This window comes from Telluria mixta (assembly GCF_029223865.1).
Classification (GTDB): domain Bacteria; phylum Pseudomonadota; class Gammaproteobacteria; order Burkholderiales; family Burkholderiaceae_D; genus Telluria; species Telluria mixta.
Genome location: NZ_CP119520.1, coordinates 6,632,583 through 6,656,815 on the forward strand (window position 1 = coordinate 6,632,583; position 24,233 = coordinate 6,656,815).

The 24,233-nt window shown below is 67.3% G+C and carries 19 protein-coding genes and 1 pseudogene; 10 read left to right on the forward strand and 10 right to left on the reverse strand.

Translation table 11 applies throughout. The annotated features are described in order from the left end of the window. Positions 1-8 precede the first annotated feature (8 nt). Genes bufA2 through P0M04_RS29270 form a run of 4 tightly spaced genes read left to right on the forward strand, consistent with a single transcriptional unit; the run spans position 9 to position 2,370 of the window. Positions 9-284, forward strand: a complete 276-nt coding sequence (bufA2, locus tag P0M04_RS29255; RefSeq protein ID WP_259452846.1) for a BufA2 family periplasmic bufferin-type metallophore — start codon at positions 9-11, stop codon at positions 282-284. Positions 285-335: 51 nt separating this feature from the next. Continuing rightward, on the forward strand, positions 336-1,172 hold the full coding sequence (gene bufB, locus P0M04_RS29260; protein WP_259452847.1) for an MNIO family bufferin maturase: 837 nt from the start codon (positions 336-338) through the stop codon (positions 1,170-1,172). Beyond that, positions 1,169-1,927, forward strand: coding sequence for an HvfC/BufC N-terminal domain-containing protein (locus P0M04_RS29265; protein ID WP_259452848.1), 759 nt, complete (start codon positions 1,169-1,171; stop codon positions 1,925-1,927). The genes bufB and P0M04_RS29265 overlap by 4 nt, the downstream gene beginning before the upstream one ends. A gap of 11 nt (positions 1,928-1,938) precedes the next feature. Beyond that, complete coding sequence (locus P0M04_RS29270; protein WP_259452849.1) at positions 1,939-2,370, forward strand: DoxX family protein; 432 nt, start codon at positions 1,939-1,941, stop codon at positions 2,368-2,370. A 5-nt stretch (positions 2,371-2,375) separates the two neighbouring features. On the opposite strand, the gene P0M04_RS29275 is transcribed toward P0M04_RS29270, so the two are convergent. The 3 genes from P0M04_RS29275 to P0M04_RS29285 all read right to left on the reverse strand — a co-directional run bounded on the left by P0M04_RS29275 (position 2,376) and on the right by P0M04_RS29285 (position 9,585). Further along, on the reverse strand, positions 2,376-4,718 hold the full coding sequence (locus tag P0M04_RS29275) for a glycoside hydrolase family 31 protein (protein WP_259452850.1): 2,343 nt from the start codon (positions 4,716-4,718) through the stop codon (positions 2,376-2,378). A gap of 287 nt (positions 4,719-5,005) precedes the next feature. Continuing rightward, on the reverse strand, positions 5,006-6,415 hold the full coding sequence (locus tag P0M04_RS29280; RefSeq protein ID WP_259452851.1) for a M20/M25/M40 family metallo-hydrolase: 1,410 nt from the start codon (positions 6,413-6,415) through the stop codon (positions 5,006-5,008). A 137-nt stretch (positions 6,416-6,552) separates the two neighbouring features. Continuing rightward, on the reverse strand, positions 6,553-9,585 hold the full coding sequence (locus P0M04_RS29285) for a TonB-dependent receptor (protein WP_259452852.1): 3,033 nt from the start codon (positions 9,583-9,585) through the stop codon (positions 6,553-6,555). A gap of 453 nt (positions 9,586-10,038) precedes the next feature. Between P0M04_RS29285 and P0M04_RS29290 the strand changes: the two genes are divergently transcribed. Beyond that, entirely contained in the window at positions 10,039-11,298 is a 1,260-nt protein-coding gene (locus P0M04_RS29290; protein WP_259452853.1) for an ROK family transcriptional regulator, read from the forward strand. Positions 11,299-11,321: 23 nt separating this feature from the next. Further along, positions 11,322-12,386, forward strand: coding sequence for an oxidoreductase (locus P0M04_RS29295; RefSeq protein ID WP_259452854.1), 1,065 nt, complete (start codon positions 11,322-11,324; stop codon positions 12,384-12,386). A gap of 4 nt (positions 12,387-12,390) precedes the next feature. On the opposite strand, the gene P0M04_RS29300 is transcribed toward P0M04_RS29295, so the two are convergent. Beyond that, complete coding sequence (locus P0M04_RS29300) at positions 12,391-12,810, reverse strand: MarR family winged helix-turn-helix transcriptional regulator (protein ID WP_259452855.1); 420 nt, start codon at positions 12,808-12,810, stop codon at positions 12,391-12,393. 88 nt (positions 12,811-12,898) lie between these two features. Here P0M04_RS29300 and P0M04_RS29305 point away from each other — a divergent pair, with 88 nt between their 5' ends. Next, positions 12,899-13,633, forward strand: a complete 735-nt coding sequence (locus P0M04_RS29305) for a siderophore-interacting protein (RefSeq protein WP_259452856.1) — start codon at positions 12,899-12,901, stop codon at positions 13,631-13,633. A 5-nt stretch (positions 13,634-13,638) separates the two neighbouring features. On the opposite strand, the gene P0M04_RS29310 is transcribed toward P0M04_RS29305, so the two are convergent. The 3 genes from P0M04_RS29310 to P0M04_RS29320 form a co-directional block, all read right to left on the reverse strand. Then, positions 13,639-14,193, reverse strand: a complete 555-nt coding sequence (locus tag P0M04_RS29310) for a PEP-CTERM sorting domain-containing protein (protein WP_259452857.1) — start codon at positions 14,191-14,193, stop codon at positions 13,639-13,641. Positions 14,194-14,204: 11 nt separating this feature from the next. After that, entirely contained in the window at positions 14,205-16,547 is a 2,343-nt protein-coding gene (locus tag P0M04_RS29315; RefSeq protein ID WP_281042152.1) for a family 43 glycosylhydrolase, read from the reverse strand. Between the two features lie 270 nt (positions 16,548-16,817). Then, complete coding sequence (locus tag P0M04_RS29320) at positions 16,818-17,390, reverse strand: MBL fold metallo-hydrolase (RefSeq protein WP_259452876.1); 573 nt, start codon at positions 17,388-17,390, stop codon at positions 16,818-16,820. Here P0M04_RS29320 and P0M04_RS29325 point away from each other — a divergent pair. Then, entirely contained in the window at positions 17,367-17,591 is a 225-nt protein-coding gene (locus P0M04_RS29325; protein WP_259452877.1) for a hypothetical protein, read from the forward strand. The genes P0M04_RS29320 and P0M04_RS29325 overlap by 24 nt on opposite strands. A 26-nt stretch (positions 17,592-17,617) precedes the next feature. Here the strand turns inward: P0M04_RS29325 and P0M04_RS32830 are convergent. Continuing rightward, positions 17,618-17,908 (reverse strand): annotated as a pseudogene (locus P0M04_RS32830) (hypothetical protein); the annotation flags it as partial. On the opposite strand from P0M04_RS32830, the gene P0M04_RS29335 reads away from it, so the two are divergent. Continuing rightward, positions 17,907-19,019, forward strand: a complete 1,113-nt coding sequence (locus P0M04_RS29335; RefSeq protein ID WP_259452858.1) for a sensor histidine kinase — start codon at positions 17,907-17,909, stop codon at positions 19,017-19,019. The pseudogene P0M04_RS32830 and the gene P0M04_RS29335 overlap by 2 nt on opposite strands. After that, positions 19,016-19,825: a LytR/AlgR family response regulator transcription factor gene (locus P0M04_RS29340; protein ID WP_259452859.1), complete on the forward strand. Its 810-nt coding sequence runs from the start codon at positions 19,016-19,018 to the stop codon at positions 19,823-19,825. The genes P0M04_RS29335 and P0M04_RS29340 overlap by 4 nt, the downstream gene beginning before the upstream one ends. A 13-nt stretch (positions 19,826-19,838) precedes the next feature. Here the strand turns inward: P0M04_RS29340 and P0M04_RS29345 are convergent, their stop codons facing one another. Together P0M04_RS29345 and P0M04_RS29350 are read right to left on the reverse strand one after the other, a co-directional pair. Further along, positions 19,839-21,767: a sialate O-acetylesterase gene (locus P0M04_RS29345; RefSeq protein ID WP_259452860.1), complete on the reverse strand. Its 1,929-nt coding sequence runs from the start codon at positions 21,765-21,767 to the stop codon at positions 19,839-19,841. Positions 21,768-21,828: 61 nt separating this feature from the next. Next, a complete protein-coding gene (locus P0M04_RS29350) occupies positions 21,829-24,147 on the reverse strand; it encodes a dockerin (RefSeq protein ID WP_259452861.1) in 2,319 nt (772 codons plus the stop codon). Positions 24,148-24,233: the final 86 nt, after the last annotated feature.

The window sequence follows — 24,233 nt, forward strand, 5'->3', positions numbered from 1 at the left end:
AGCACACCATGAAAGCACAACGTACGAACCGCGTCGGCCTGGCCGGCGCCGCCGCCCTCCTCGCCATCGCCACGCTCGGCATCGCCAACCCGTCGCATGCAGCGGACAACGGCAAGGAACAGCCGGGCCGCTGCTACGGCGTCAACGGCTGCAAGGGCGAGAGCCTGTGCGCCACGGCGAAGAACGATTGCAAGGGCCTGAACCAGTGCAAGGGCCAGGGCGTGATCGTCAAGACGCCGGCCGAGTGCAAGGCGCTCGGCGGCACGTTGACCGAGAAGGAATAACCGCGCCGGCCCGTCCGCGGACGGGCCATCCACCCACCACAGGACCGAGCCATGCCAGCCCTTCCCTCTCCTCCGACGTTCGCCGGCTTCGGCCTCGGCCTGCGGCGCGAGCACTACCGCGACTTCCTCGAGACGCACGTCCCCGTCGACTTCGTCGAAGTCATCTCCGAAAACTTCATGGTGGCCGGCGGCCAGCCGCTCGACATCCTGCGCCGCGTACGCGAACGGCATCCGGTGGCACTGCACGGCGTGTCGATGTCGATCGGTTCCGCCGACGGCCTGCGCCGCGACTACCTCGTGCGCCTGAAGGCGCTCGTTGCCGCCGTCGATCCACTGTACGTGTCGGATCACCTGTCGTGGTCGCGCATCGGCCGCTTCAACTCGCACGACCTGCTGCCGCTGCCGTACACGGAGGAAGCGCTCGACGTGGTCTGCACAAACATCGACCGCGCCCAGGACGCGCTGGGCCGCGCGATGCTGTTCGAGAATCCGTCCAGCTACCTCGCCTTTGCCGGCGCGGCCATGACGGAATGGGACTTCCTCGCGCGCATGTGCGAGCGCACGGGCTGCGGGCTGCTGCTGGACGTGAACAACGTGTTCGTCAGCGCCGCCAACCACGGTTTCGATCCGTTTGCCTTCCTCGATGGCATCCCGGCACGGCACGTGCGCCAGATCCACCTCGCGGGCCACAGCCAGGGCGACGGCCTGCTGATCGACACGCACGACCAGCCGGTACCGGACGGCGTGTGGTCGCTGTACGCGCACGCCATCACACGCTGCGGCCCGGTAGCGACGATGATCGAGCGCGATGCCGACATTCCGCCGCTGTCCGAGCTGCTGGCCGAACTGGCGCTGGCGAGGCGGCTCGGACTCAAGGAGGCCGCATGAACCTGAACATGATGCAGCGCGATTTCCGCCGCTGGCTGACGACGGCCGACGCCGGCGCCGCGCACCGCCTGGCCGATGGCGGGTCGGGTCTCGACGTCTACCAGAACAACTACCGCGTCCAGCTGATGGGCTGCCTGGAAGCGACGTATCCGCACCTGCGCACGTTCGTCGGCGACGCCGCGTTCCGCCACGCGGCCGCCGTCCACATCCAGCGCAACCCGCCGCGCGCCTGGACACTGGATGCCTACGGCGCCGGCTTCGAAACGACGTTGCGCGCCCTCTTCCCGGACAACCCGGACCTGCACGAACTGGCGTGGATCGAGTGGTCGCTGGCGACGGCCTTCGTCGCGCGTGACGCCGAACCGCTGGACCCGGCCCGCCTCGCGCACGTCGACTGGGACCGCGCGCGTCTGCACTTCGCCCCCTCGCTGCACATGGCGCGGCTGACGACCAACGCGGCCGACATCTGGTCCGCGCTGCAGGACGGCGACGACGTGCCCGAGGCGGCGATGCTGCCCGCGCCAGCGGGCGCGATCGTCTGGCGCCGCGGCCACGTCGCGCGCCTGCGCGTGCTGCCGGCAGCCGAGTTCGAAGCGCTGCAGCTCGCGCGTGCCGAAGGGAGCTTCGGTGCATTGTGCGCGCGGCTCGTCGACCGCCTCGGCGCGGACGACGGCGTCGCCAGGGCAGGCGCCCTGCTCGCCGACTGGATCGGCAACGAACTGCTCACGCGCGTGAGCGGCATCCGTCAACCTTGAAAGGAACCATCATGTTGCATACTGCCCGCCTGCTGCCCGACGCCGCGTTGCTGGCGCTCGACCGCGTCGCCATCGCCGCGATCTTTTTCCTGTCCGGCCGCACGAAGGTGCAAGGCCTCTTCACGATCAAGGAGTCGACGTACGAATTGTTCCGGTCCGAGTATGCGCTGCCGCTGATTCCGCCCGAACTGGCCGCGCAGATGGCGGCGACGGCGGAACACGTGTTCCCGCTGCTGCTCGTGCTGGGGCTGTGCACGCGGGGCGCGGCGCTCGGTTTGCTGGGGATGACGGCCGTGATCGAGATCTTCGTGTATCCGGATGCGTGGCCGACGCACCTGAGCTGGGCGGCGCTGCTGTTGCCGCTGGTGGCGAAGGGAGGCGGGAAATGGTCGCTGGACCGGGTGGGAGGAACATGGTGGGCACGCCGTGCCCACCATGCTTGATGCGATTACTTGCCTGCGACCTTCACGATGCTCGACAGGTTCTTCGCCAGGCTGGCATCGCCACCGCTGGCCGTCAGCTTGCCTGCACCGTCGTTCCAGTGCAGACGGGTCGTCGTGCCCTTGCCCTTCTCGTAGTCGTACGACACGCCGTCGTCGTCATACAGGTCGAAGGACGCGTCGCGGCCCGGGTAGACCTTGACCGAAGCGATGCCCTGCTTCGTCGCGGTCGACTGGATCTCGGCGCCGAACGGGACGATCGAGCCGGCCTTCACGAACACCGGAATCTGGTCGATCGGTGCGGCGACCTTGACCCACTGGCCGCCCGCGAGCTTCTCGTCGGTCCAGAAGTTGTACCAGTCGGTACCGGCCGGCAGGTAGACGTTCTTCTCCGTCTGGCCCTGCTCCGTCACCGGCGCCACGAGGAACGCCGGGCCGAACATGTACTGCGTGCCGATGTTGGCCACGTTCGGGTCGTTCGGGAAGTCCATCCACAGGCCGCGCATGAACGGTGCGCCCGTGTCGTACGTGAACTTGGCCTGGCTGTAGATGTACGGGATCAGCTGGTAACGCAGCGTGTCGTAGCGGGCCATGATGGATTCCGCCTGCTTGCCGAAGGACCAGATGTCGGTGTGCTTGTGCTGGCCGTGCAGGCGCAAGGTCGGCAGGAACGTACCGTACTGGAACCAGCGGGTCAGCAGTTCCGGATAGTCGTTGTTCTGGCCGACGACGTCGCGCGCGTCGGACGGATCGACCAGCGGCGTTTTGGTGCCGTCGCTCGTGCCCGGAATGCCCTGCCAGCCGCCGATGTCGTTGCCCCACAGCGCAATGCCGGACGCCGTCATGTTCAGACCCGTCGGGATCTGGCGCTGCAGCGCTTCCCACGTCGCGTTCACGTCCGACGACCAGAACAGCGCGCCGGTGCGCTGCGAGCCGAGGTAGGCGGCGCGCGACAGGATCAGCACGCGCTTGTTCGGCTTCCAGCTGCGCATGTTGTCGGCGAAGCCTTCCACGTGCAGCAGCGGGAACAAATTGTGGTAACGGTCGCCCGAGCCGATCGAATAGAAGTAGCCGTCCGGGACCAGGTCCGGTTCCGTCTCGTCCAGCCACGGGTAGTCGAAGCCGTGCGACAGGACGTTGTCGCGCGATTTCTCCCAGAACCACTGGCGTGCCTTCGGATTGGTCGCGTCGATCAGGCCGCCCGTGCGGTCGGAACGGAACGGCAGGCCGTCGACGGTCTTGCCGTCCTTGTCCTTCAGCAGATAGCCCTTCGCATCCAGCTCGTTGAAGTAGCGGCCCGCCGTTTCATAGCGCGGCCAGATCGAGATGATCGACTGCATGCCCATGTCGTGCAGCTGCTTGTTCATGCCGTCCGGGTCCGGAAACTCGGCCGGGTTGATGTCCATCTGGCCCATGCGGGTCCAGTAGAACCAGTCGACGACCATCACGTCGAGCGGGTATTTTTTCTGGCGATAGGTGTTCGCGACGCGCAGCACTTCCTGCTGGCTGTCGTAGCGCGCCTTCGACTGGATCAGGCCGAACGCGGCCTTCGGCGGGATCGGCGTCTTGCCGGTCAGGCGCGCGTAGCCCGAGTAGATCTCGTCGGTGGTCTTACCCGTGATGACGAAGAACGACACGCGCTCGCCCACGTTCGACTGGAAGCTCGTGCGGCCGTGGATGGCGGCGTTGAAGCGCGTGGCCGACGGGTTGTCCCACACGATGCCGTAGCCCTTCGACGACACCATGAACGGCACGCACACGGATTCGCCGGTCGGCGCGTCGTACCAGTGCTTGCAGTCGAGCGTGCGGCCGCGCAGGTCCAGCGGACCCGTCGATTCCTGGTTCTGGCCCATGCCGTAGTAATGCTCGTCGCGGCCGGCCGCGAACGTGGCGCCGACCTGGTAGGTCTTCTCGCCGGAGACGGTCTGCGGCGACATCTCCCAACCCTGCATCTCGAGGATCTGCTCGCCCTTGGCGTTCTTGACCTGCAGGCCCACCGACGCGAGCGACGGCGCGAAGTACTTCTCCGGCTGGCTCGGCGTGCGCGCCGGCGGTGCCGCGTTCACGTGCACGGTCATGCCGTTCGACGTGAAGGTGTCGCCGTCGTTGCCCGCGGCGTGGCGGAACGCGCCGTTGTCGGCATTCTTCTTCAGGATGCCGTAGCCCGGGCCCTTGAGGACTTCGTCCTTGTCGACGGCGATCGTCACGTGGACGATGTTCGGGCCGTACGCTTCCACCGACACCCAGGCGCCGTTGCGGTCCAGGGTAGTCAGCGGAGCGGCGAAGGCCGCGGGTACGAAGGCAAGCGCCGATGTTAGCGCAATCAGCGTGCGGTGCAGGGTAAGTCTCATCCAGTCCTCTATCGCAGGGGGTGAATCGGGCGACGCGGTGCGCGCGGCGGCGGCAGGCCGGGGAGACTGTCTTTACGGGCCGTATGGCCCGCGGCCGCACGCGGCGGACGGATGATGGCGTCTCCCTGGCACGATACCTGCCGATACGGCGGCGTGCGCGTTATAGTTGAACTGTTATTGTCGCTGTTAGCGGTCACATACGCAATCGCTAAAACAGCCAAGGCAAGGAAAATATTGCCGAATTCACCTTGCTATACGCTACCATCGCACCGGGCGGCGCCGGACCCCTATTCCGTCGCGAGACGCTTGCCGAGCCGGTACAAAAACTCCTGGCCATCGTAGAGCGACTTGACGCGCAGATGCTCGTTCAGGCCATGCGCACCGGAGGGTTCGGAGCCGCTGAACATGCCGCTGATGCCGTAGGTCGGGATGCCGGCATTGTTCAGGAAACGGCCGTCCGTCCCGCCGGCCAGCAGCGTCGGGATGACCGGCACCCCGGGCCACAGGTCGTTGCTGATGTCGTTCACCGCGTTCATGAGCGTCGGCGTCAGCGGCGGCATGGGGCTGGCCACACCCTCGCCGATGCGGGACACCTTGATCGTGTCGTCCGCCACGACGCGTTCCAGCGTGCGCTGCACGTCGGCTATGGATTCGTCGGGCAGGATGCGGCAGTTGACGGTGGCGCGGGCGCGCTGCGGCAAGGCATTGTCGGCATGTCCCGCCTCGACCTTCGTCGCCACGCACGTCGTGCGGACGGTCGCATTGTGCATCGGGTGAACCGCATACAGGCGGTCGAGCGCCGCCCGATCGGGAGGATCGGCAAGGATGGCTTTCATGTCGGCGGCGACCTGCCCCCGTTCGACCTGCGCCGACTTCTCGTAAAACTGGCGCGTGACGCTCGAGAGCTTGAACGGGAACTCGAACTTGCCCAGGCGGGACAAACCTTCCGCGAGCCGGTAGATGGCGTTGTCGCGCATCGGCAGCGAGCTGTGGCCGCCCGGGTTGGTCACTTCCAGCTGGAAGCTCTGGTAGATCTTCTCGCCGGCCTGGATGCCGTGGCGGACCGGCTTGCCGTCCTTGTCGAGGAATCCGCCGCCGCCTTCGTTGAGCGCGATCTCGGCGTCGATCAGGTCGCGATGGTACTTGACCAGGTATTCGGCACCGTCGAATTTGGACGGCACCATCTCTTCATCGCACGTGAGCGCGAGGATGACGTCGCGCTTGAGCGGCAGCTTTTCGTTCTTGTAGCGGATCATGTTGGCGACGAACACGGACGCCATCGCCTTGTCGTCCGACGCGCCGCGCGCGTAGAACACGCCGTTTTCCTCGACGAGCTTGAACGGATCGCGCGTCCAGTCCGCCCGGTTGGCTTCGACCACGTCGATATGGGCCAGCATCAGCAGCGGCGTCCTGCTGCCGTCGCCCTTCAGGCGCGCCACCAGGTTGCCCTTGGTCGGACCGCCCGGCGGCACGATGATGCGGACGTCCGCATCGCGATAGCCCGCGGCCTTCAGGTGCCTGGCCATCTTCGTCGCCGCCACCGTGCACGAGCCGCTGGAATTCGTCGTGTTGGTCTCGACCAGTTCCTGGTAGATCCCGCGCAGCTGCTTCTGCGGCGGCGTCAGGTCGGCGCCATGTGCCAGCGGGATGGCGCTGCCGAGCGAGGAGAAAACCAGTAACCAGTGCGCGCGTTTCATGTCGTCCCTGTCGATGAGTGGAATGGCACCGACAGAATATCAGGCATTGCCCTGCCCCAGCCAGGCAAAAAAAAGGCCGTCCCGCAGGACGGCCCGTCATCACACGCGGCGCACGGAGACGCCGCGTCAGCACATCATCAGAACTTGTAGCGCGCGCCCAGCATGTAGCGCGGGCCGCCGGTCGTGACCTGCAGCACCTGCTGGTCGCTGCGGCCGTGCGTGCGCTGGGTCGAGTCGGTCAGGTTGATCGCCTCGAGCGACACGGACAGGTTCTTGTTGACGTTGTAGCCGATCGACAGGTCGGTCTGGCCGTACGGCTCGACGTACTGCGGGTTCGGCTTGCCGTTGTCGGCCACGTTCGCCAGGAACTCGCCGCGCCAGTTGTACGCCAGGCGGACCGACCACTTGTCGTCCTCGTAGATACCGACCAGGTTGGCGGAGTTCGACAGGCCGACGAGCGCGAACTGGTTACCCGTGCCCAGGTTGTCGTACTTGAGGTCCGACTTCACGTACGTGTAGTTCGCCTGGAAGCCGAGGCCGTTGCTGAACATGTGCTGCCAGTTGATCTCCGCACCCTTCAGCGAGGCCTTCTTCTGGTTGATGTACGTCGTGATCTGGTACGGCAGCGCCGGGTCGCCCTGCACGCCGGTGATCGTACCGGTGTAGTGACCTTCGCCGTTGATGCCCGTCGACGTCACGCCCGGCTGGCCGTTGTAGTTCTTCAGGATGTAGTCGCGCATGCAGAGCGTGTCGGTCGCCACGCAGCCCGACGCGATCGCCGCCTTCCAGTAGCCGCCGCCCACCGGGGTCAGTGCCGTCGGCGACGGCGACGTCACGACGGTCTGGCCGGCGTAGTCCGACAGGTCCTTGTGGAACGCGCCCACCGACACCATGCTCTGTTTCGTGTAGTACCACTCGGCCGACAGGTCCAGGTTCTTCGACTTCACCGGCGTCAGCGCCGGGTTGCCGCTGCTGCCCGTCACGCCCGTCACGCCCGCCGTCGAGCTGTACGTGGTACCGCCCTGGATCTGGTCGTAGCGCGGACGGCCGATCGACACGCCGTAGCTCGCGCGCACCTTCAGGTCGTCACGCACGTCCATGTCCCAGTCCACGGTCGGCAGGAAGTTGCTGTACTTGCCGTGCTGGGTCTGGAAGACCTGGTTGCCGAACGTGATCGGCAGTTCGTTCTGCGAGATCCAGCGCACGGCCACCGGCAGCTTCGCGAGACCGGTCGAGGCGACGTCGGTCTTCTCGTAGCGGAAGCCGATACCGGTGTGCATCGGCAGCGCCGTATCCCAGTCGGTGTTGAACTGCAGGTACAGCGCCTTGGTCTTCTCGATCGTCGTGCGGTCGAAGCTGGGGCTCGCGAGGCTCGGGGTGTAGCCGGCCTGGTCGCCCGTGACCTTGATCGCGTTGTCGCGCACCTTGGCGAAGTCGAACAGCATGAACTGGTTGTACAGGCGCGGATCGCCCGAACCACCCAGCTTGCTGAAGTACTGGCTGATGGTGTCGGCATGCCACAGGCTCTGGTCATAGTCGACGCCCGCGTTGTTCGACGTGCCGCCGGCCCACGAGTCGCGCTGCACCTGCTGGAACACCGAGTGGTTGTTGACCTTCGTGTGCGACAGGCCGAAGTTCAGGTTCGACGATTCGAACAGCTTCAGGCTGCCGCCGGCCTGGATCTGGTCGATCTTCATCTTGTTCAGGCCATCCTGGAACCACGAACCCGTCACCTGGTTCGGCGACGCCTGGTAGTTGGCACCGCCCGGGATGACGAGGATCGGCATCTCCTGGGTGAAGTCGACGCCGGTGGTGTTGCGCGAGAACGTGGCGGTCGCGAGGTCGTTGTTCGAGCCGAACGGGCTGTCCTTCTCGGCCTTGGCCTGCGAATGGTGCATGTCCAGCGACAGGCGCAGGGCCGGCGAAACGCGCCACTGCGTGTTGAAGCCGATCGAGTCCAGGGTCGACTTGGTGGCGAAGTTACCGCCATTCATCGCCAAGTCCTGGTTCTTGACCTGCTCTTCATAGTAGATCGGCGAGGCGAGCGGACCGTTGGTCCAGTTGCTGCTCTGGGCGTTCAGCGGGTGGTTGAACCAGACCGACAGCTCGTGGTACTTGGTCTGGATCTTGTTCTGCGCGTACGTGTAGTCCAGGGTCGTCGTCAGTTCCTTGACCGGGCGGAACTGGAACGTCAGCTGGCCGTTGGTCCGCTGGCGCTGCGAGCCGCGCACGAAGTACGACAGGTTCTGCGGCGTCAGGTAGATGTCAGAAGGCTTCGGCGGATTCGTCACGCCGGCGCCCGAGACGGGGATCGGACCCGGATCGTCGCTGACGGTGTTGCCCGTGAACGGGCCGAGCCAGCCGTTGGTAATGGCCGCCTGGTTCACGCCCAGATTACGCGACTGGTAGCTGCCCGTGACGGCGAGGCCGAACATGCCGTCGTTCCACGTGGTGCTGTACAGGCCCGAGACTTCCGGCGTGACCTTCTTGCCGGCGTCGATCGACGGCAGGTTGTTGTTCGACTTGTCGTACACACCCTTGACGCCGATGCTGGCCTGGTTGCCCAGGTCGAGCGGACGGCCCGTCATGATGTTCAGCGTCGCGCCGATGCCGCCCGGCGGTGTGTCGGCGCGTGCGCTCTTGTACACCTGGATCTGCGACACGGCTTCCGAAGCCAGGTTCGAAAAGTCGAATGCGCGGCCGGCCTGGTCGGCCAGGCTGGCGGTCGGCATCTGGCGGCCGTTCAGCAGCACGACGTTCAGGTCGGGGCCGACGCCGCGCACGGTGACGTTGGCGCCCTCGCCGCGCGAACGGTCGATGGACACGCCGGAAATGCGCTGCAGCGATTCGGCGAGGTTGGTGTCGGGGAATTTGCCGATGTCGTCGGCGACGATGCCGTCGACGATACCATCGGAGTTACGCTTCAGGTTCAGCGTGGACTGCATGCTGGCGCGGATACCCTTCACGACGACGGTGTTCGCCGCGACGCCCTGAACCGGCGCGGTGACCGCCGGGTCGTTGGGCGATGCGATGCCATTGGAAGCACCATTGCTCGCGTCCTGTGCGAATGCCGGTGCGACCAGGGCGGCGCAGGCGCTCGCAACGGCGAGGCTGATCAGGCGGTGCCTGGTGTTCAGGTGGTGGGTAAAGACCCTCTTGGTGTGCAGCACTGTGTCTCCTCTCGTCTCTCGAAAAAAACGCCGCGCCCGCCGGGCGGCGACGTCCGTGGTGGTGGTACTACTCCTGGCGTTCCCGCTTCATGCATGGACTCTCTGGTCACTGGTAGCGGTCATCATTTGTTTAAGATTAAGAACATTACTTGCATTGGTCAATCGGTCGAACCAACTGCGTGCACGCTTCGGAGGCGTCCGCGCACCGGTTTGGACGGTGGTTATTCGTGAGAATGATCCATTACGTAACGTACGTACGAACGTTGCGAAATTTGTTCAAGAAATCGATTTCATAAATAAATCAATCACTTCGTCCGGAACCGCTACACGGGCCATACCGTTATACTTTTCACCAGCCGACGGGGCGGACGTCATATTTATGCATAACGCATGACGCACAAAATTTTCCAATCTGTTGCATAATCATCACAACCCACTTGATTTTTCCCGCTCATGCCCGTTACCGGTGACCAGCAACTCCTCAAGCAACTGAACCGCATGGCACTGGTACGCCAGGTCAGCATCCAGCCCGGACTGTCGCGCGCGGCCCTCGCCGACGTGCTTGGCCTGACCAAATCCACGATCAGCCTGCTCGTGCGCGAACTGGTCGACGAAGGCTGGCTCACGGAAAGCGAACTGCTCGTGACGGGCGAAGTCGGCCGGCGCGCCACGCCCCTGCACCTGGATCCATCGCGCCTCGCCCTGCTGGGCGCCGACCTGGGCGTGGACGAGGCGCGCGTCGTCGCGACGAACCTGCTGGGCGAAGTGCTCGACACGCGCATCCTCACATACGAAGACCCGACCGATCCCGTCTCCTGCATCCGCCTCGTGGCGCTCGCGCTCGTGAAGCTGGCGAAGCGGCTCGCGCGCCCCGCCGGCCAGGGCAAGCCGCGGCGCGTGCTCGGCGTGGGCATCGGGCTGCACGGCGCCGTCGACGAAGCCCTCGGCCTGCTGCGCCACGCCCCGCACCTGGGCTGGCGCGACGTCGACGTGGCGGGCATCGTGCAGACCCACGTCGCCGGCTCGCCGCTGGACGGGCTGCCGCTGTACATGCAGAACGAGGCGAACGTGGCGGCGCTGGGGGAATTCGAGTTCGCCGACCAGTCGGGCACCGATCCGCTGATCTATCTGTCGATCGGGTACGGCGTGGGTGCCGGCGTGATCGTCAACGACCGCCTGCTGACGGGCCTGCACGGCTATGCCGGCGAAGTGGGCCACGCGATCCTGCAGGCCGGCGGGCCGCTGTGCCAGTGCGGCCGGCGCGGCTGCGCCGACGCGCTGATCGGCCTCGGCTCGCTGCTGGGCCGCGAACGCCCCAGCCATCCCGCGCTGGAAAACCTGTTCCGGCGCGTGGCCGACGGCGACCCGGCGACCTGCGCCGCCGTGGACGCGGCCGGCCGCCAGCTCGGCATCCTGCTGAACAACCTGTGGGCCGGCTTCGACCCGATGGCGATCGTCATCGGCGGTCCCGCGCTGCAGCTGGGCGACGCCTTCATCGAACCCGCACGGCACGTGCTGGCCGCGTACGCGCACGCCGCCATGCTGGCGCCGCCCGACATCCGCACCTCGCACTTCGGCGCCCAGGCCGTCGCCGTGGGTGCCGCCGCGCTGGCGCGCTACCGCGTCACGCGTCCGCTCGACATGCTGCGCATCGAGCGCGAGACCGGCCGCGGCGCGGCTACCCGCCCGGCTGGGATGGTAATGTCTCACTGACCGCAACACCATCAAGGAACACAATGAAGGACACCACGATCAACGTCGGACTCGTCGGCTACGGCTTCGCCGGCCAGGTCTTCCACGCGCCGCTGCTGCGCACGACCCCGGGTCTCGCCATCGCCGCCGTCTCCAGCCGCAATCCGGACAAGGTGCGGGCAGGCGTCGGCGACGTCGCCGTCCATGCCGAGCCGGCCGCCCTCTTCGCCGATCCGGACGTCGCCCTCGTCGTGCTGGCCAGCCCGAATGCAACGCACTATCCGCTCGCGAAGGCGGCGCTCGAAGCGGGCAAGCACGTCGTCGTCGACAAGCCGTTCACCGACACCGCCGCCCAGGCCGCGGAACTCGTGCGCCTGGCGGAGGACAAAGGTTTGCTGCTGAGCGTCTACCACAACCGCCGCTGGGACAGCACGACGCGCACCGCGCTGCGCCTGCTGGCCGACGGCACGCTTGGACAAGTCCGCCACGCCGCGATGCACTTCGACCGCTTCCGCCCGCAGCCGCAGGCGCGCTGGAAGGAAGAGGTGGAAGCCGGCGGCGGCATCTGGATGGACCTGGGCCCGCACCTGATCGACGAAGCGCTGCTGTATTTCGGCGAGCCGCTCGCCATCGAAGCCGACCTGCCGGTCCTGCGTCCCGGCGGCCGCTGCGAAGACCAGTTCCAGGCGCGCCTGCGCTATGCGGACGGCCTGCGCGTGGACCTCGGTGCCAGCATGCTGGCCGCCGTCGCGCGCCCGCGCGTGGCGCTGCATGGCTTGAACGGCAGCTGGGTCAAGCAGAGTCTCGACCCGCAGGAAGCAGACCTGATCGCGGGCCGCATGCCCACGGGCGATGCGGCCGCGTGGGGCGTCGACGCGGAAACGGGCGTGCTGGCCGTGCAGCGCGACGGTAAAGTGACGCCATCTCCGCTGCCGACCGAGAACGGCGCGTACCCGTCGTACTATGCGGGCATCCGCGACGCGCTGCTCGGCAAGGCGCCGAACCCCGTGCCGGCGCAGCAGGCGCTGACCGTCATGCGCCTGCTGGACGCCGGCCGCCTCAGCGCGGCGGAACGGCGTGAAGTGCTGCTGTCCGAAATCGCAGCGTAAAACGTCAGCCCTGCCCCGCCTCCAGGTTCGCGCGCACCCGCTCCAGCAAGTCGAGCAGGGTCGCGCGCTCCGCCTCCGCAATCCCCTCCAGCGCCGTCTCGGCCAGCGCGCCGTCGTGGCGGTGCAGCGCCGCGAACATCGCCTTGCCCGCCTCCGACAGCGACAGCCGCGTGCTGCGCTTGTCCGTCTCGTCGGCCGTCGCGTCCAGCAGCCCGCGGTCGCGCAGCCCGCGGATCAGGCGCGCCAGCTGCGCCTTGTCGCGTCCCGAATGCGCGGCGAGGTCGCTCTGCGTCGCACCGGGCCGGCGCGCAAAGAATCCCAGCACCTTGATCTCCATGTGCGCCAGGTCGTGCGGGCCGGCGCGCAGGCTGCGCTGCTGGGCCGACCGGTACAGGTGCATGATCGCGTGGACACGCTCCAGCACCTCCAGCGCGGGCGATGGAGGATTTTGGTTGACTTCATCAACTATGTTTCGCATAATGGGGGATATTATCAACTAATTCGGAGCAACGATGGAGCAATCTGCAAACCAGCTCGTACGCCGCGTACGCCACGAACTCAAGCTGCGCGAACTGACGGTATCGCGCATCGAACGCCTGGGCGACGGCTTCGTCGCCATCACCTTCACGGGCGAGGCGCTGGCCGATTTCACGTCATTGTCGTTCGACGACCACGTCAAGTTCATGTTCCCGGATCCGGACGCACAGGGAGAACAGGTGAGGCGCGACTATACCCCACGGCGCTTCAGCCGCGAAGCCCTCGAGCTCACGATCGAGTTCGCGCTGCACGGCGACGGCAAGGCGTCCGACTGGGCACGCAACGCCGTCGTGGGCCGGCGAGCCCTCGTCGGCGGGCCGCGCGGCTCGATGATCGTCCCGTTGGAACTCGACTGGCACCTGCTGGCGGGCGACGCGACCGCCCTGCCCGCCATCGCGCGGCGACTGGAAGAGCTGCCGGGCGGGAGCCGGGCGATCGTATTCGTGCACGCGGCGCCGGCGGACCGGCGCGTGTTTGCCGGTGCGGCGGATGTGGATCTGCGCTGGTTCGATACGCCGGACGCACTGGTGGCGGACCTGGAAGCATGGGCGCTGCCGCCCGGCCGCGGATTCGCGTGGGGCGGCGGCGAAGCGTCGATGATGGCGCGGGTGCGCCAGGTGCTGAACGGGAAAGGCGTGCCGCGCGAGGCGACACGGGTGTCGGCGTACTGGAAGCAAGGCGTGGCCGAACACCACGAGAACCTCGACTGATGACGTCAGGCTTTACGCCTGCGCCGTGCCGTCATCAACCCGGCCAACGACACACCCATCAACGCCAGCGACCCCGGCTCCGGCACCGTGAACTCGTCCATCGCCCACGCCGTCGGGCTGCTGTTGTACACGACGAGCGTATCGATGCCGGCCCAGTCGAGCTGGATCCAGCGCGGCGTCGTCGTGTCCAGCGTGAACGCGCTGGAGGTGAACAGCAGCTGGCCGTTGCGCCAGCCTTCGAACGAGATCTCCTGGTCGACCCAGGCCGACGTGAAGTACGCGCCCGTGTATTCCCACGCGTTGCCGTCCGCCTTCGAGATCGTCGCGGGCATGCCGTACCAGTTGTACGCCACGTTCGACGCCGACACGGCGCCCGCCTCGAAGCCGCTGCCGGGATAGGCGCCGGCGCTCACGGTCCCCATATTGTCCCAGTTGAAGCCCGCGTAGCCGGCGTCGATCGGGAGCGTCTCGTCGCCCGACAGGTCGTCGAAATGGACGATGGTCGCATTGGCCATCGTGCACATCGCTGCGGCCAGCAGGCCGATGATCGTCTTTTTCATGGTCATCCCTTTCAGTGTGCGATGCCGGCGACTTCGGAATCGCTCAGGGCCGCGTTATAGATGCGCAGCTCGTCGATCGCGCCCTTGTACGGCGTATCCCAGTAATTCACGCCCAGCGCGAAGGTACCGGTCGTCGTCGTGAACACGTTCGGGAAGTTCGTGCCGGAGAAGCGCTTGACGCCATTCACATACACGTTGACGGCACCGTTGTTGACGGTGAACGCGACGTGCGACCACTGGTTGACGGGGATGTTCATGCCGAGGCCCGCGTCATACCAGGCGGCCCCCGACCACAGCATCGACGCGCCGCCCACGCCGCCATGCCCCATCGGCAGGAAGCTGACCCAGGAATCCGTCGTGCGCGCGCCGAAGAACGTCGTGGTGAACGCCGTCAGCTGCGCGGGTTTCAGCCACATGGCGACGGTGTACGTGTTCGACGAGATCAGGCCGTTCGGCAGGCGCACGCCGGTCGCGCCGTCGAACACGGCCGCGTTGCCGCGCATGCCGGCGCCGTACGTCAGGCTGCCGCCCGCCACGTCGATCTTGCCGCCGCTGACCGAACCGGCCGCGAAGGCGCCGTTCGAGTCGGCCAGGTTGCCGTCGAAGGCGTAGTACGCGACGAGGCCGCCCAGCTTGCGCACGGTGACGGTAAAGGTCTTCGTCAGCGTGGCCGTGCCCTTCGTGATGCGCGCGGTCAGCGTGACGTTCACGGACCCGCTGGCCGGCGTCGTCACGATGCCCGTGTTGCTGACGACGGCGGGATTCGACGACGTCCAGCTGATGACGGCGTTGCGCGCGGCGGTCGTCGGCAGCGTGAGATTGCCCGTCACGGCCGTCGTGGCGCCGAGGCTCAGCTCATTGTAGATGGCGGTGGCCACCTGCATGTCGGTGCGCGGGATCAGGCGGCTGCCGAAGATGGCGATGCCTTCGCGCGACGACGCCGTGAACGTCGTCACGTACGACTTCGACGTCTCGTCCCACTGCGTCAGCAGCACGCCTTTATAGGTCGACGCGCCCGGCAGGTTGATCTCGATCTGGTTGGCGCCCATCCTGCGCCACGTGCCGGACACGCCCCCGGTGATGCTGCCGTTGGCGTTCAACGTGATCAGCTGCGACTTCCTGATGGCGGCCGTGATGTCCTTGCCGTGGTTGACGTACAGGTAGTCGCCGAACACGAATTCCGGACGGACGGTCGTCGCCGTCTCGTTGGCGTAGCGGTACGGCGCCACGACGGGCCAGCCGTCCGCGTTCATGAACATCTGGTGCACGCGCACCTCGTGCTGCTCGCCGCGTTCCGGGAAGCGCGTGTGGAAGATCAGGAAGTGCTTGCCGGTCGCCGGGTCGTACCAGGCCGAGTTGTGGCCCGCCGAGACATAGCCCGTGCCGATGCCGGTGCCCGCCTCGCCCAGCTTGCGGTCGAACAGGAAGTTACCCATCATCTTGACGCCGTACGGCGCGATCGACGCGTCGTCGAACAGCGGTTTCGCAGGATCGGACTTCACGTTCGCCATCGCATTGCCCTGGGCGTCGACGTACGGACCGTCCGGATTGGTCGAGCGCGCGACGCGCATGTTGTAGCCGCCGTTGGCATCCAGGCCGCCGAACGACGTGAACAGGTAGTAGTACGACGTGACGGGGCTGTACAGGATGTACGCGGCTTCGATGCGGGAGTGGTTGCCGCCGATGAGGCGCTTGCCGTAGCCCTGGTTCGGATACGGGAAGCCGGTGGCGGGGTTCATCTGCATGATGAAGATGCCGCCCGAGTACGAGCCGTAGACCATCCACAGCTTGCCCGCGTTGTCGAAGAAGACGTTCGGGTCGACCGTGTTCGGGTGCTTCAGCGCATCGTAGACGGTGCCGTCGTAGCTCGCCTGGCCCCACATGCCGGACTTCAGGATCACGCCCTTGTTGACGTACGGGCCTTCGGGGCTGTTCGCGACGGCGATGCCCAGCGCGGACCGCGGCGCGTCGCCCTGGCAGGCGTCGTAGTACATGTAGTACTTGCCGTCCGCGAGCTGGCGCACGTCCGGTGCCCACAGGGTGGTCGTGTTCGCCCACGCGAAGGTCTCGGCCAGTTCCGTGTAGACGTTCTTCGAACCGTTCAGGAACAGCGGATTGGTGGCGCTGACGCCGTCCGTCATCTGCGTCCACTTCATGAGGTCCTTCGACTTGGCCGACGCCAGGTGCGAGCCGAACACGTAGAACGTGTCGCCGGCCTTGATGATGGACGGATCGTGCACGGACGCGTTCTGGAAAGTGGGCAGGGTCGCGCCGGCCTGGGCGTGCGCATTGGCGGCAATGAAGCAGGACGCAAATAGCGCGCCCAGTCCCGCCAGGGATAAGGGTTTGTTCACTGTAGTCTCCGTCTAATAATTATGGGTATTGCTCAGGAGCGGAGAATGCGGCATTTTCAAACGCTTTGCAACAGGGCCACGGACGACTCTAAGTCACTGATTCGACCGGAAAATTTACAGATTTCATTATGGAAACGGCTGCGATTCCAAAAAATTGATTAATGCCGCTCAAATAAAAAATATGGATATCGATGAGGTAATCCGCGATAACTTTTTTGGGAATGGAATCGATTCGAAAACAAAAAAAGATATCGCAGATTTTTTTGCGTGTTACAAAAAATTTTTTGCGCCGAGCGTGCCGTTCCGGTCCAGGACGTACCGGTCCAAATCGCGCGCCAGATACAGCTGGCCGTCATACACGCTGCGCGCCTCCGCCTCCACCGCTGCCATCGAGAGCGGCCCCTCCCCGTCCTGGTAACGGGGACTGAAATGGGTCAGCACGAGGTTCGGCAGCCCGGCCTGTGCCGCCATGCGCGCCACGCGCAGCGCGGAACTGTGCATCGGCCCCGGCCCCACTTTCAGAAGCACCTCTTCCGTATAGGTCGCCTCGTGGATCAGCACGTCGGCCGTGCGCGCCGCCTCCAGCAGCAGGCCGGGCGTGTCGTTGTCGCCGCCCACGATGACCGTGCGCGCCTTGCGCGGCGCCAGCAGCCAGTCGGCGGCATGCAGTACGCGGCCGTCGTCCAGCACGGCATCGAGGCCGTGCTGCAGTGCGCCCCAGGCCGGGCCCGGTGCGATGCCGGCCGCGCGCAGGCGGGCGGCGTCCAGCTTGCGCTCCACCGTGCGTTCCGTGAAGCGGTAGGCCCAGGAGGGCATGCGGTGCGACAGCGCGATGGCGTCCACGGCCAGGTCGGGCAGGATGGGAAGATCGGGCGTATGGCCAGGTCGTCGACGGCAATGAAGTCGAGCGGATACGGCAGACCCAGTTCGCTCGTCGCCATCACGCCGTCGATGAAGGTGCGCAGCGCGGGCGGGCCGACGAGGGCCAGCGGCGCCGTGCGGTTCAGCATGCCCGCGCTGGCCAGCAGGCCGGGCAGGCCGTAGCAGTGGTCGCCGTGCAGGTGCGTGATGAAGATGGCGCGCAGGTCGTGCAGCGACAGGGTCGTGTGCAGGATGCGGTGCTGCGTGCCTTCGCCGCAGTCGACGAGCGACCAGCCGCCGCCCGGGCCGCGCAGCGCCAGGCCGCTCACGTTGCGGGTCTTGCTCGGGGTGCCGGACGAAGTGCCGAGGAACTGGAATTCCATGGTTTGACGGGCCGAGGGTGGTTTCGGTCCGATTATGCCCCGTTTCGGTCGGCCGGAACGCGGTTTCGTCGCGGCGGGGTTGCCGCCGCCCGGGCCGCGGCGGCACAATTCCGGCATGAACACCCTCGCCCGCTTCCTGCCCGCCACGCCGGGCCCTCACCGGCCGCTGCTGCGCCGCCTGGCCGACGACATCGGCCTGACCGTCATCGTGTGCATCCTGATCGCCGTCCTGATCACGCTCGTCAACGGCAGGACGTGGGAACTGTACGATCAGATGGTGTACTCCATCTGCGTGGGCCTGGTGGGGCTGGTCGTCCTCGACGGCCTGCGCTTCACCCTCCTCGACGATCCGGTGCGGCGGCGCCGCTGGCTCGTGCCGTGCCTCGTGGCGCTCGTCGCGATGGCCCCCCTCGCGCATTTGTCCGGCATCTCGCTGGGCAGCCTGATCCTGGGCCGGCCGCTGCCCAATTTCGCCGAGTACCCGAACGACCATGGCCAGAAAGGCATGATCGGGCTCACCTTCCTGGCCATCAGCGCGATGGCCCTGCTGATCCTGAACCGCGAACGGGTCGAGCGCATCAAGCTGGAACGCACCGAGGCCAAGGCGCGCGCCGAGACGATCGAGCGCCAGGCCCTGCAGGCGCAGCTGCGCCTGCTGCAAGCCCAGATCGAGCCGCACATGCTGTTCAATACGCTGGCCAACCTGCAGGGCCTGATCGCGATCGACCCGCAGCAGGCCAGCCGGATGCTGGACCACCTGATCCAGTACCTGCGCGCCACCCTGTCCGCCACCCGCGCCGAGACGACGACGCTGGCCCAGGAATTCGAGGCCGCCGAAGCCTATCTCGGCCTGATGGCCGTGCGCATGGGCCCGCGCCTCGCGTACCACTGCATCCTGCCCGCCGAACTGCGCAGCGCGCGGCTGCCCGCCATGCTGCTGCAGCCCCTGGTCGAAAACGCCATCATCCACGGCCTCGAACCGAAGATCGAGGGCGGCACCGTGACCGTGGAGGCAAGCGCGCGCGCCGGCCTGCTCGAGATCTGCGTCAGCGACACGGGCCTCGGCCTGGACGACACGCAGACGGCCGCCAAGGGTACCGGGGTCGGCGTGACGACGACCCGCGAACGCCTGCAGGTGCTGTACGGCGAGCGCGCCGCCCTGACCCTCATTCCCGCCCAGCCGCACGGCGTGCTGGCCCGCCTGACGCTTCCCCTGGAGACCGCATGAGCACCACAGACACGACCATCCGCGCCCTGATCGCCGAGGACGAACCGATCCTCGCCGCCACGCTCGCCGCCACGCTGCGCCGCCTGTGGCCCGAACTCGAGATCGCCGGCACCGCGCCGAACGGCGTCGCGGCCGTCCAGCAGGCGCTGGAACTGCAGCCGGACATCCTGTTTTTGGACATCAAGATGCCGGGCCAGACCGGCCTGGAAGCGGCGCAGGAACTGGCGGAGCGCTGGGAAGGTCCGCGTCCGTTCCCGCAGATCGTGTTCGTGACCGCGTACGACGACTACGCCGTGCAGGCATTCGAACAGGCCGCCGTCGACTACGTGATGAAGCCGGTGAACGACACGCGCCTGTCCCGCACCGTCGAGCGCCTCAAGGCGCGGCTGGCGCCCGCGACGGAAAAACCAGCCGACGACGGCCTCGCGCACCTCGTCGAGCAGATGCGCGCCCTGCTGCCCGCGGCCGCCGCGCCGGCCGAGCGCCTGACCGTGATCCGCGCCGCGGTCGGCAACATCATCCGCATGATTCCCGTGCAGGACGTGGCCTATTTCCAGGCGCTCGACAAATACGTCAACGTGGCCAGCCCCTCGGGCGATGCGCTGATCCGCCTGAGTCTGAAAGACCTGCTGCCGCAGCTCGACGCCGACCAGTTCCGCCAGATCAGCCGCGGCGCCATCGTCAACATGCGGCACGTGACGAGCGCCAGCCGCGACGAAACCGGCAAGCTGACGCTGCACCTGCGCGACCGGACCGACACCCTGCGTGTCAGCCCGTTGTTCGCGCACCTGTTCCGGCAGATGTGATCAGCGCAAAGGATCAGCGAACGTCCAGCCCGAACGGCGCGGCCGGCAGGCCATCGCCGCCGAACAGGTTCACGAACGGCGCATCGGCCCACGCATAGCGCACGCGCGTGACGCCGGCCGTGGCCGCGCCGGGCAGGATCACGGTGTCGCCCGCCACGCGCGCGTCGGCATAACGGCACGCCTTGTCCGCGCACACTTCGAAGCCGATGGCGCGGTCGGCCGAATAGGTCTTCAGGCCGCCGCCCGTATCCTTGAACGTCACGACGATGTCGGCACCGCTGCGCGCCGCCGCGACGGCCGTCGGGCTGCCGGGCGCCGTCTTCTCGCCGTATGCGACGGCGCGTGCCGCCCGCGCGAGGCGCTCGCCGACGACCGTCTTCTGGGTCGGGTGGATGTCGAAGCGGTCGCCCACGTCGAGTGTGACGGCCAGCCCCGCATGCGGATCGCGCGCGACGGTGTCGGCCTGCGCGGCGCGCAGCTCCGCCCAGCTGGAATCGCCCGGCGCCGTTGCCGTCGATCCGTACGAGGTCAGTTGCACGACGAGGAAAGGCAGTGCCGGCTGGCCGAAGCGCTGGCGCCAGTCGCGCATCAGCAGCGGCAGCAGGCTGCGGTATTCCTCCGGTCCTCCCGGATTGCCCGCGTCCTGGTTGGCATTCGCTTCGCCCTGGTACCACGCCGCCAGCCTGAATTTGTAGCCGACCAGCGGCGCGATCATGCCGTTGTACAGCGTCGTGTAGCTCGTCAACATGTCCCAGGGTGCCGGCGGGACGGCGAGGCCCTTCAGTGCGCTGCCGCGCCGGACCTTCCACGCGGCCGGCAGCGGGATCGCCTGGCCGTCGCTCAGGCCGATGGTGCGGTTGGCCGGTGCGCCCGTCGGTCCCGCGCCGCCCAGTACGCGCATGACGATCACGTTGCGGCCCGGCTTGAACACGCCCGCCGGCACCGCGTAGTCGCGCGCCAGCCAGGCCAGGCCGGCGCCGCCCACGCGCTGGCCGTTGACCCAGGTGGTGTCGTACGTGTCGACGGGACCAAGGTGCAGCGCGTTCGCCGCCCGCGCCTGCGCGTCCGTCAACGTGACGGCCGTGCGGTACCACGTCACGCCGTCGAAATCCTTGAAGGCGGCGGGCGTGGCGGCGGGCCAGGCGCTGTCGTCGAAGCCGGGTGCGACCCAGGCCCGCTGCGCGGCCGTGGCCGGGTCGTGCGCGCGCCACCATGCTTCCGTGCGCGCGTCCTGGGCGCGCATCGCGGCGGCCGGGTCCTTGCCGTATTGCGCCACGAGGTCGATGCCGGTCTTGTAGTCGCCGAACGTGCGCAGCGACTCCGCGCCGATCCAGCCCTGGACCGTGCTGCCGCCCCAGCTGGCCTGGATGAAGCCGACCGGCACCTTGTAGTCCGCCTGCAGCGAACGGGCCATGTAGTAGCAGACGGCCGACGCGTCACCGATGCTGTCCGCCGTCGCGCGCGTCCACGCGGCCGGCGCGAGGAGGTCGTCCTGCGGCGCCATCGCGCTGTGGCGCGGGACGTTCAGGTAGCGGAGGTTGTCGTTCTGCGCGGTATACGTGGCGCCGATCGCATTCGTCGACGCGCGCTGCGCGAATTCCATGTTCGACTGGCCCGAGCACAGGTAGACGTCGCCGACGAGGATGTCGGCGCGGCTGACCGTCTGGCCGTTCGACGTCACGGTCAATCCGTACGGCCCGCCCGCCGCTTGCGCCGGCAGTTGCACCTTCCACTTGCCCTGGGCATCCGCGCTGCCGCTCGCCGTCCGGCTGCCCAGGGTCACGGTCACCTTGCTGCCCGCGCCGGCCGTGCCCCACACGGCGATGGGTTGCTCGCGCTGCAGCACGGCGTGGTCGGAAAAGATGCGCGCGAGGCCGAGGTCGGCCGCCTGGGCCGGCGCGAAGGCGGCGCCAAGTGCGAGTAACAGGAAGGTCTGCTTCATGATGTGTCGTTCTCGATGCAAAAAAAACCACCGCGGCCGGCGCCGCGGTGGTCCACACTGCTCAGTTAGTATAGATCAGGCCACGGCCGGTGCCGCTGAAGTAGATGCGCCCGTACGTGTTCCAGTCGGCCGCGATCGCGCCGATGCCGCCGTACTGGTGCGCGTCATCGTTGTAGCGCGCCCAGGTCGCACCGCCATCGTCCGAGTGCCAGATGCCCCACACGCCATTCATCGTGCCGACGACGTAGATCGCGGCCGAGTACGGGGATCCGGCCTGCGCCTTGCCCAGTGCGATCGCGCTGGCGCCCTGCAACTGGGCCGTCGAACCGCTGGCCGCGACCGACGCGAAGCCGTTCAGCTTCGTCCAGGTCCCACCCGAATCCAGCGAGTGGTACACGGCGTTGCCGTCGGCCAGCCAGAGGTCGCCCTCGGCGTTCGGATTGGCCACCATAGCCGTGATCCAGTACGCGTTGGGGGCCAGGTTGGCCGACACCGAGCCCTGGCTCAGCGTGAACGTATGGCCGCCGTTCGTCGAGACATAGACCTTGCCCGCCGTGCCCCAGAATGCGCCGCCCGAATCGTAGGCATAGACCTTGTTCGCATTCTTCCGGTCGGCCACCAGGCGGTAGCCGCGATCCCAGCCGAGGCTGGCAAGTGCCGGCAGGTTGGTCGACGTCCAGCGCGAGCCGTTGTTCGTGGAATAAGACGGCACCGAGTTGGCGGGCGCCCAGACCACGTTGCTGCGCGACGTGGCCACGATGCTGCCCGTGCTGCCTTTGTTGGTGGACGCGCCGGTCGGCAGCTTCGCGAAGTTCGACCACGTGTTGCCGCCGTCGCCGGACCAGAAGCCGAAGGCGGTGCCGGACGAGTTCTGGACGCCGGCGCCGACGAGGAACGTCGGATCGGACCACAGCACGTCGGCGTAGTTGCCGTTGCTCCAGGTGGCGGAGGGCCCCCTGGTCGGCGCCGTCGCGAGATCCGTCTGCAGCCACGTGCCGATGTCGCCGGCGCTGTTGACGAACTTGTACGACGCGCCGGCCGGCGGCGTGACGAGCGCCTGGGTGGCGGTCTCCTCGAGATTGGTGACCGCGCCGTTCCAGCCCGGCGTGTTCGCCGACGCGTTCCGGGTTTCCACGACGCCGCCGCCATGGACGTGCGAGATGTGGTCGGGATTGGACGGGTCGATCTCGATGTCGTCCACCCAGCCCCCGACGCCGCTGCCCGCCGGCGTATGCGGCATGCCCTGCTCGATCTCGCGCCAGGTGTTGCCGCCGTCGACCGACAGTTGGACGATCTGGCCGGAGCCCCAGGTGTTCGAGACGCCCAGCGCGATGCGGGCGGTCGGGCCGCTGCCGTACACGGACAGGCCGCCGTAGCCGGCGTTGGCATTGCTGGCGAGCGGGGTCCACGTACCGCCGCTGAACTTGTAGAGATAGCCGGGACCCGCGACACCCGGGCCGGCGCCCGCACTGAACGCGACATAGAACGTGCCGTCCGCTGCACGTACCGCGTGCGGGATGTAGTAGCCGGATACGGCCGACGGCACCGCCACCGGCGTCCACGACGCACCGCCGTTCACGGACTTGTACAGGGTCGAGGTCAGGCCCGCCGCGCTGGCGTAGTCCTGGGCGATGGCGGCATACAGCGTCGGCGTCGGCGTGCCGGTGCCCCTGGTCGACGTATCGAACATGAGCGATTCGACGCCCGTCACCCAGCCGCCCATCGTGTTGACCTGGTCGTTCGTCAGCTGCAGGGTCGCCAGCGACGTGACCTGGGCCCACGTGCGGCCGGCGTCCGTGCTCTTCCACAGGCCGGCCGTGCGCGAGCCGTAAAACAGCGTCGACGGATTGTTGGGGTCGACCGCCAGGCGTTCGCCGATCGCGCGGGCGGGATTGTTGCCCCCGACCGGGAACGGCAGGTCGTAATGCGTCCACGTGGTGCCGCGGTCATTGGACACATAGATGCGGCCGTTGCCTTCGAAGGTGTACATGCCGGTGACCATGTAGACCAGCTGGTCGTTGTTCGGATCGAGGGCGATGCTTTCGACGCCGTGGAACCGGCTCTCGCCGCCACCGAAGCCCTGGCCATCGGTGATGGGCGTCCACGACGACGTGGCGGCATTCCAGCGGTAGGCGCCGCCGATGTCCGTGCGTGCGTATTCGACGTTCGCGGTGGTCGGATGGTAGACCAGGCCGGTGACGTAGCCGCCGCCGCCCCACTTCACGCTCGCATAGCTGGTGGCCGAGCCGGTGGTGGCGGCGAGGACGGGCGCGGTGCCCGACGCGCCCGGGGTCGTGCCGCCGCCGCTGCAGCCCGCAAGTAGCGACGCGAGCAGGGCCGCAAGCAGCGCCGGGATGACGATATTGTGCTTCCGATGCATGGTGTCTCCTCGAAAAGGATGGAATGACGTAGCGCCGCCGCGCCGGCACGGTGATGTGCCGGCGCGGCGGTCATTGGCTACGTCAG

Excerpts from the sequence above, each read along its gene's own strand:
- P0M04_RS29295 (WP_259452854.1), top strand. The coding sequence starts at position 11,322 with ATGAAGGACACCACGATCAACGTCGGACTCGTCGGCTACGGCTTCGCC.
- P0M04_RS29335 (WP_259452858.1), top strand. The coding sequence starts at position 17,907 with ATGAACACCCTCGCCCGCTTCCTGCCCGCCACGCCGGGCCCTCACCGG.
- P0M04_RS29310 (WP_259452857.1), bottom strand. The coding sequence starts at position 14,193 with ATGAAAAAGACGATCATCGGCCTGCTGGCCGCAGCGATGTGCACGATG.
- bufB (WP_259452847.1), top strand. The coding sequence starts at position 336 with ATGCCAGCCCTTCCCTCTCCTCCGACGTTCGCCGGCTTCGGCCTCGGC.
- P0M04_RS29270 (WP_259452849.1), top strand. The coding sequence starts at position 1,939 with ATGTTGCATACTGCCCGCCTGCTGCCCGACGCCGCGTTGCTGGCGCTC.
- P0M04_RS29265 (WP_259452848.1), top strand. The coding sequence starts at position 1,169 with ATGAACCTGAACATGATGCAGCGCGATTTCCGCCGCTGGCTGACGACG.
- P0M04_RS29290 (WP_259452853.1), top strand. The coding sequence starts at position 10,039 with ATGCCCGTTACCGGTGACCAGCAACTCCTCAAGCAACTGAACCGCATG.
- P0M04_RS29275 (WP_259452850.1), bottom strand. The coding sequence starts at position 4,718 with ATGAGACTTACCCTGCACCGCACGCTGATTGCGCTAACATCGGCGCTT.
- P0M04_RS29345 (WP_259452860.1), bottom strand. The coding sequence starts at position 21,767 with ATGAAGCAGACCTTCCTGTTACTCGCACTTGGCGCCGCCTTCGCGCCG.
- P0M04_RS29340 (WP_259452859.1), top strand. The coding sequence starts at position 19,016 with ATGAGCACCACAGACACGACCATCCGCGCCCTGATCGCCGAGGACGAA.
- P0M04_RS29305 (WP_259452856.1), top strand. The coding sequence starts at position 12,899 with ATGGAGCAATCTGCAAACCAGCTCGTACGCCGCGTACGCCACGAACTC.
- P0M04_RS29350 (WP_259452861.1), bottom strand. The coding sequence starts at position 24,147 with ATGCATCGGAAGCACAATATCGTCATCCCGGCGCTGCTTGCGGCCCTG.
- P0M04_RS29280 (WP_259452851.1), bottom strand. The coding sequence starts at position 6,415 with ATGAAACGCGCGCACTGGTTACTGGTTTTCTCCTCGCTCGGCAGCGCC.
- bufA2 (WP_259452846.1), top strand. The coding sequence starts at position 9 with ATGAAAGCACAACGTACGAACCGCGTCGGCCTGGCCGGCGCCGCCGCC.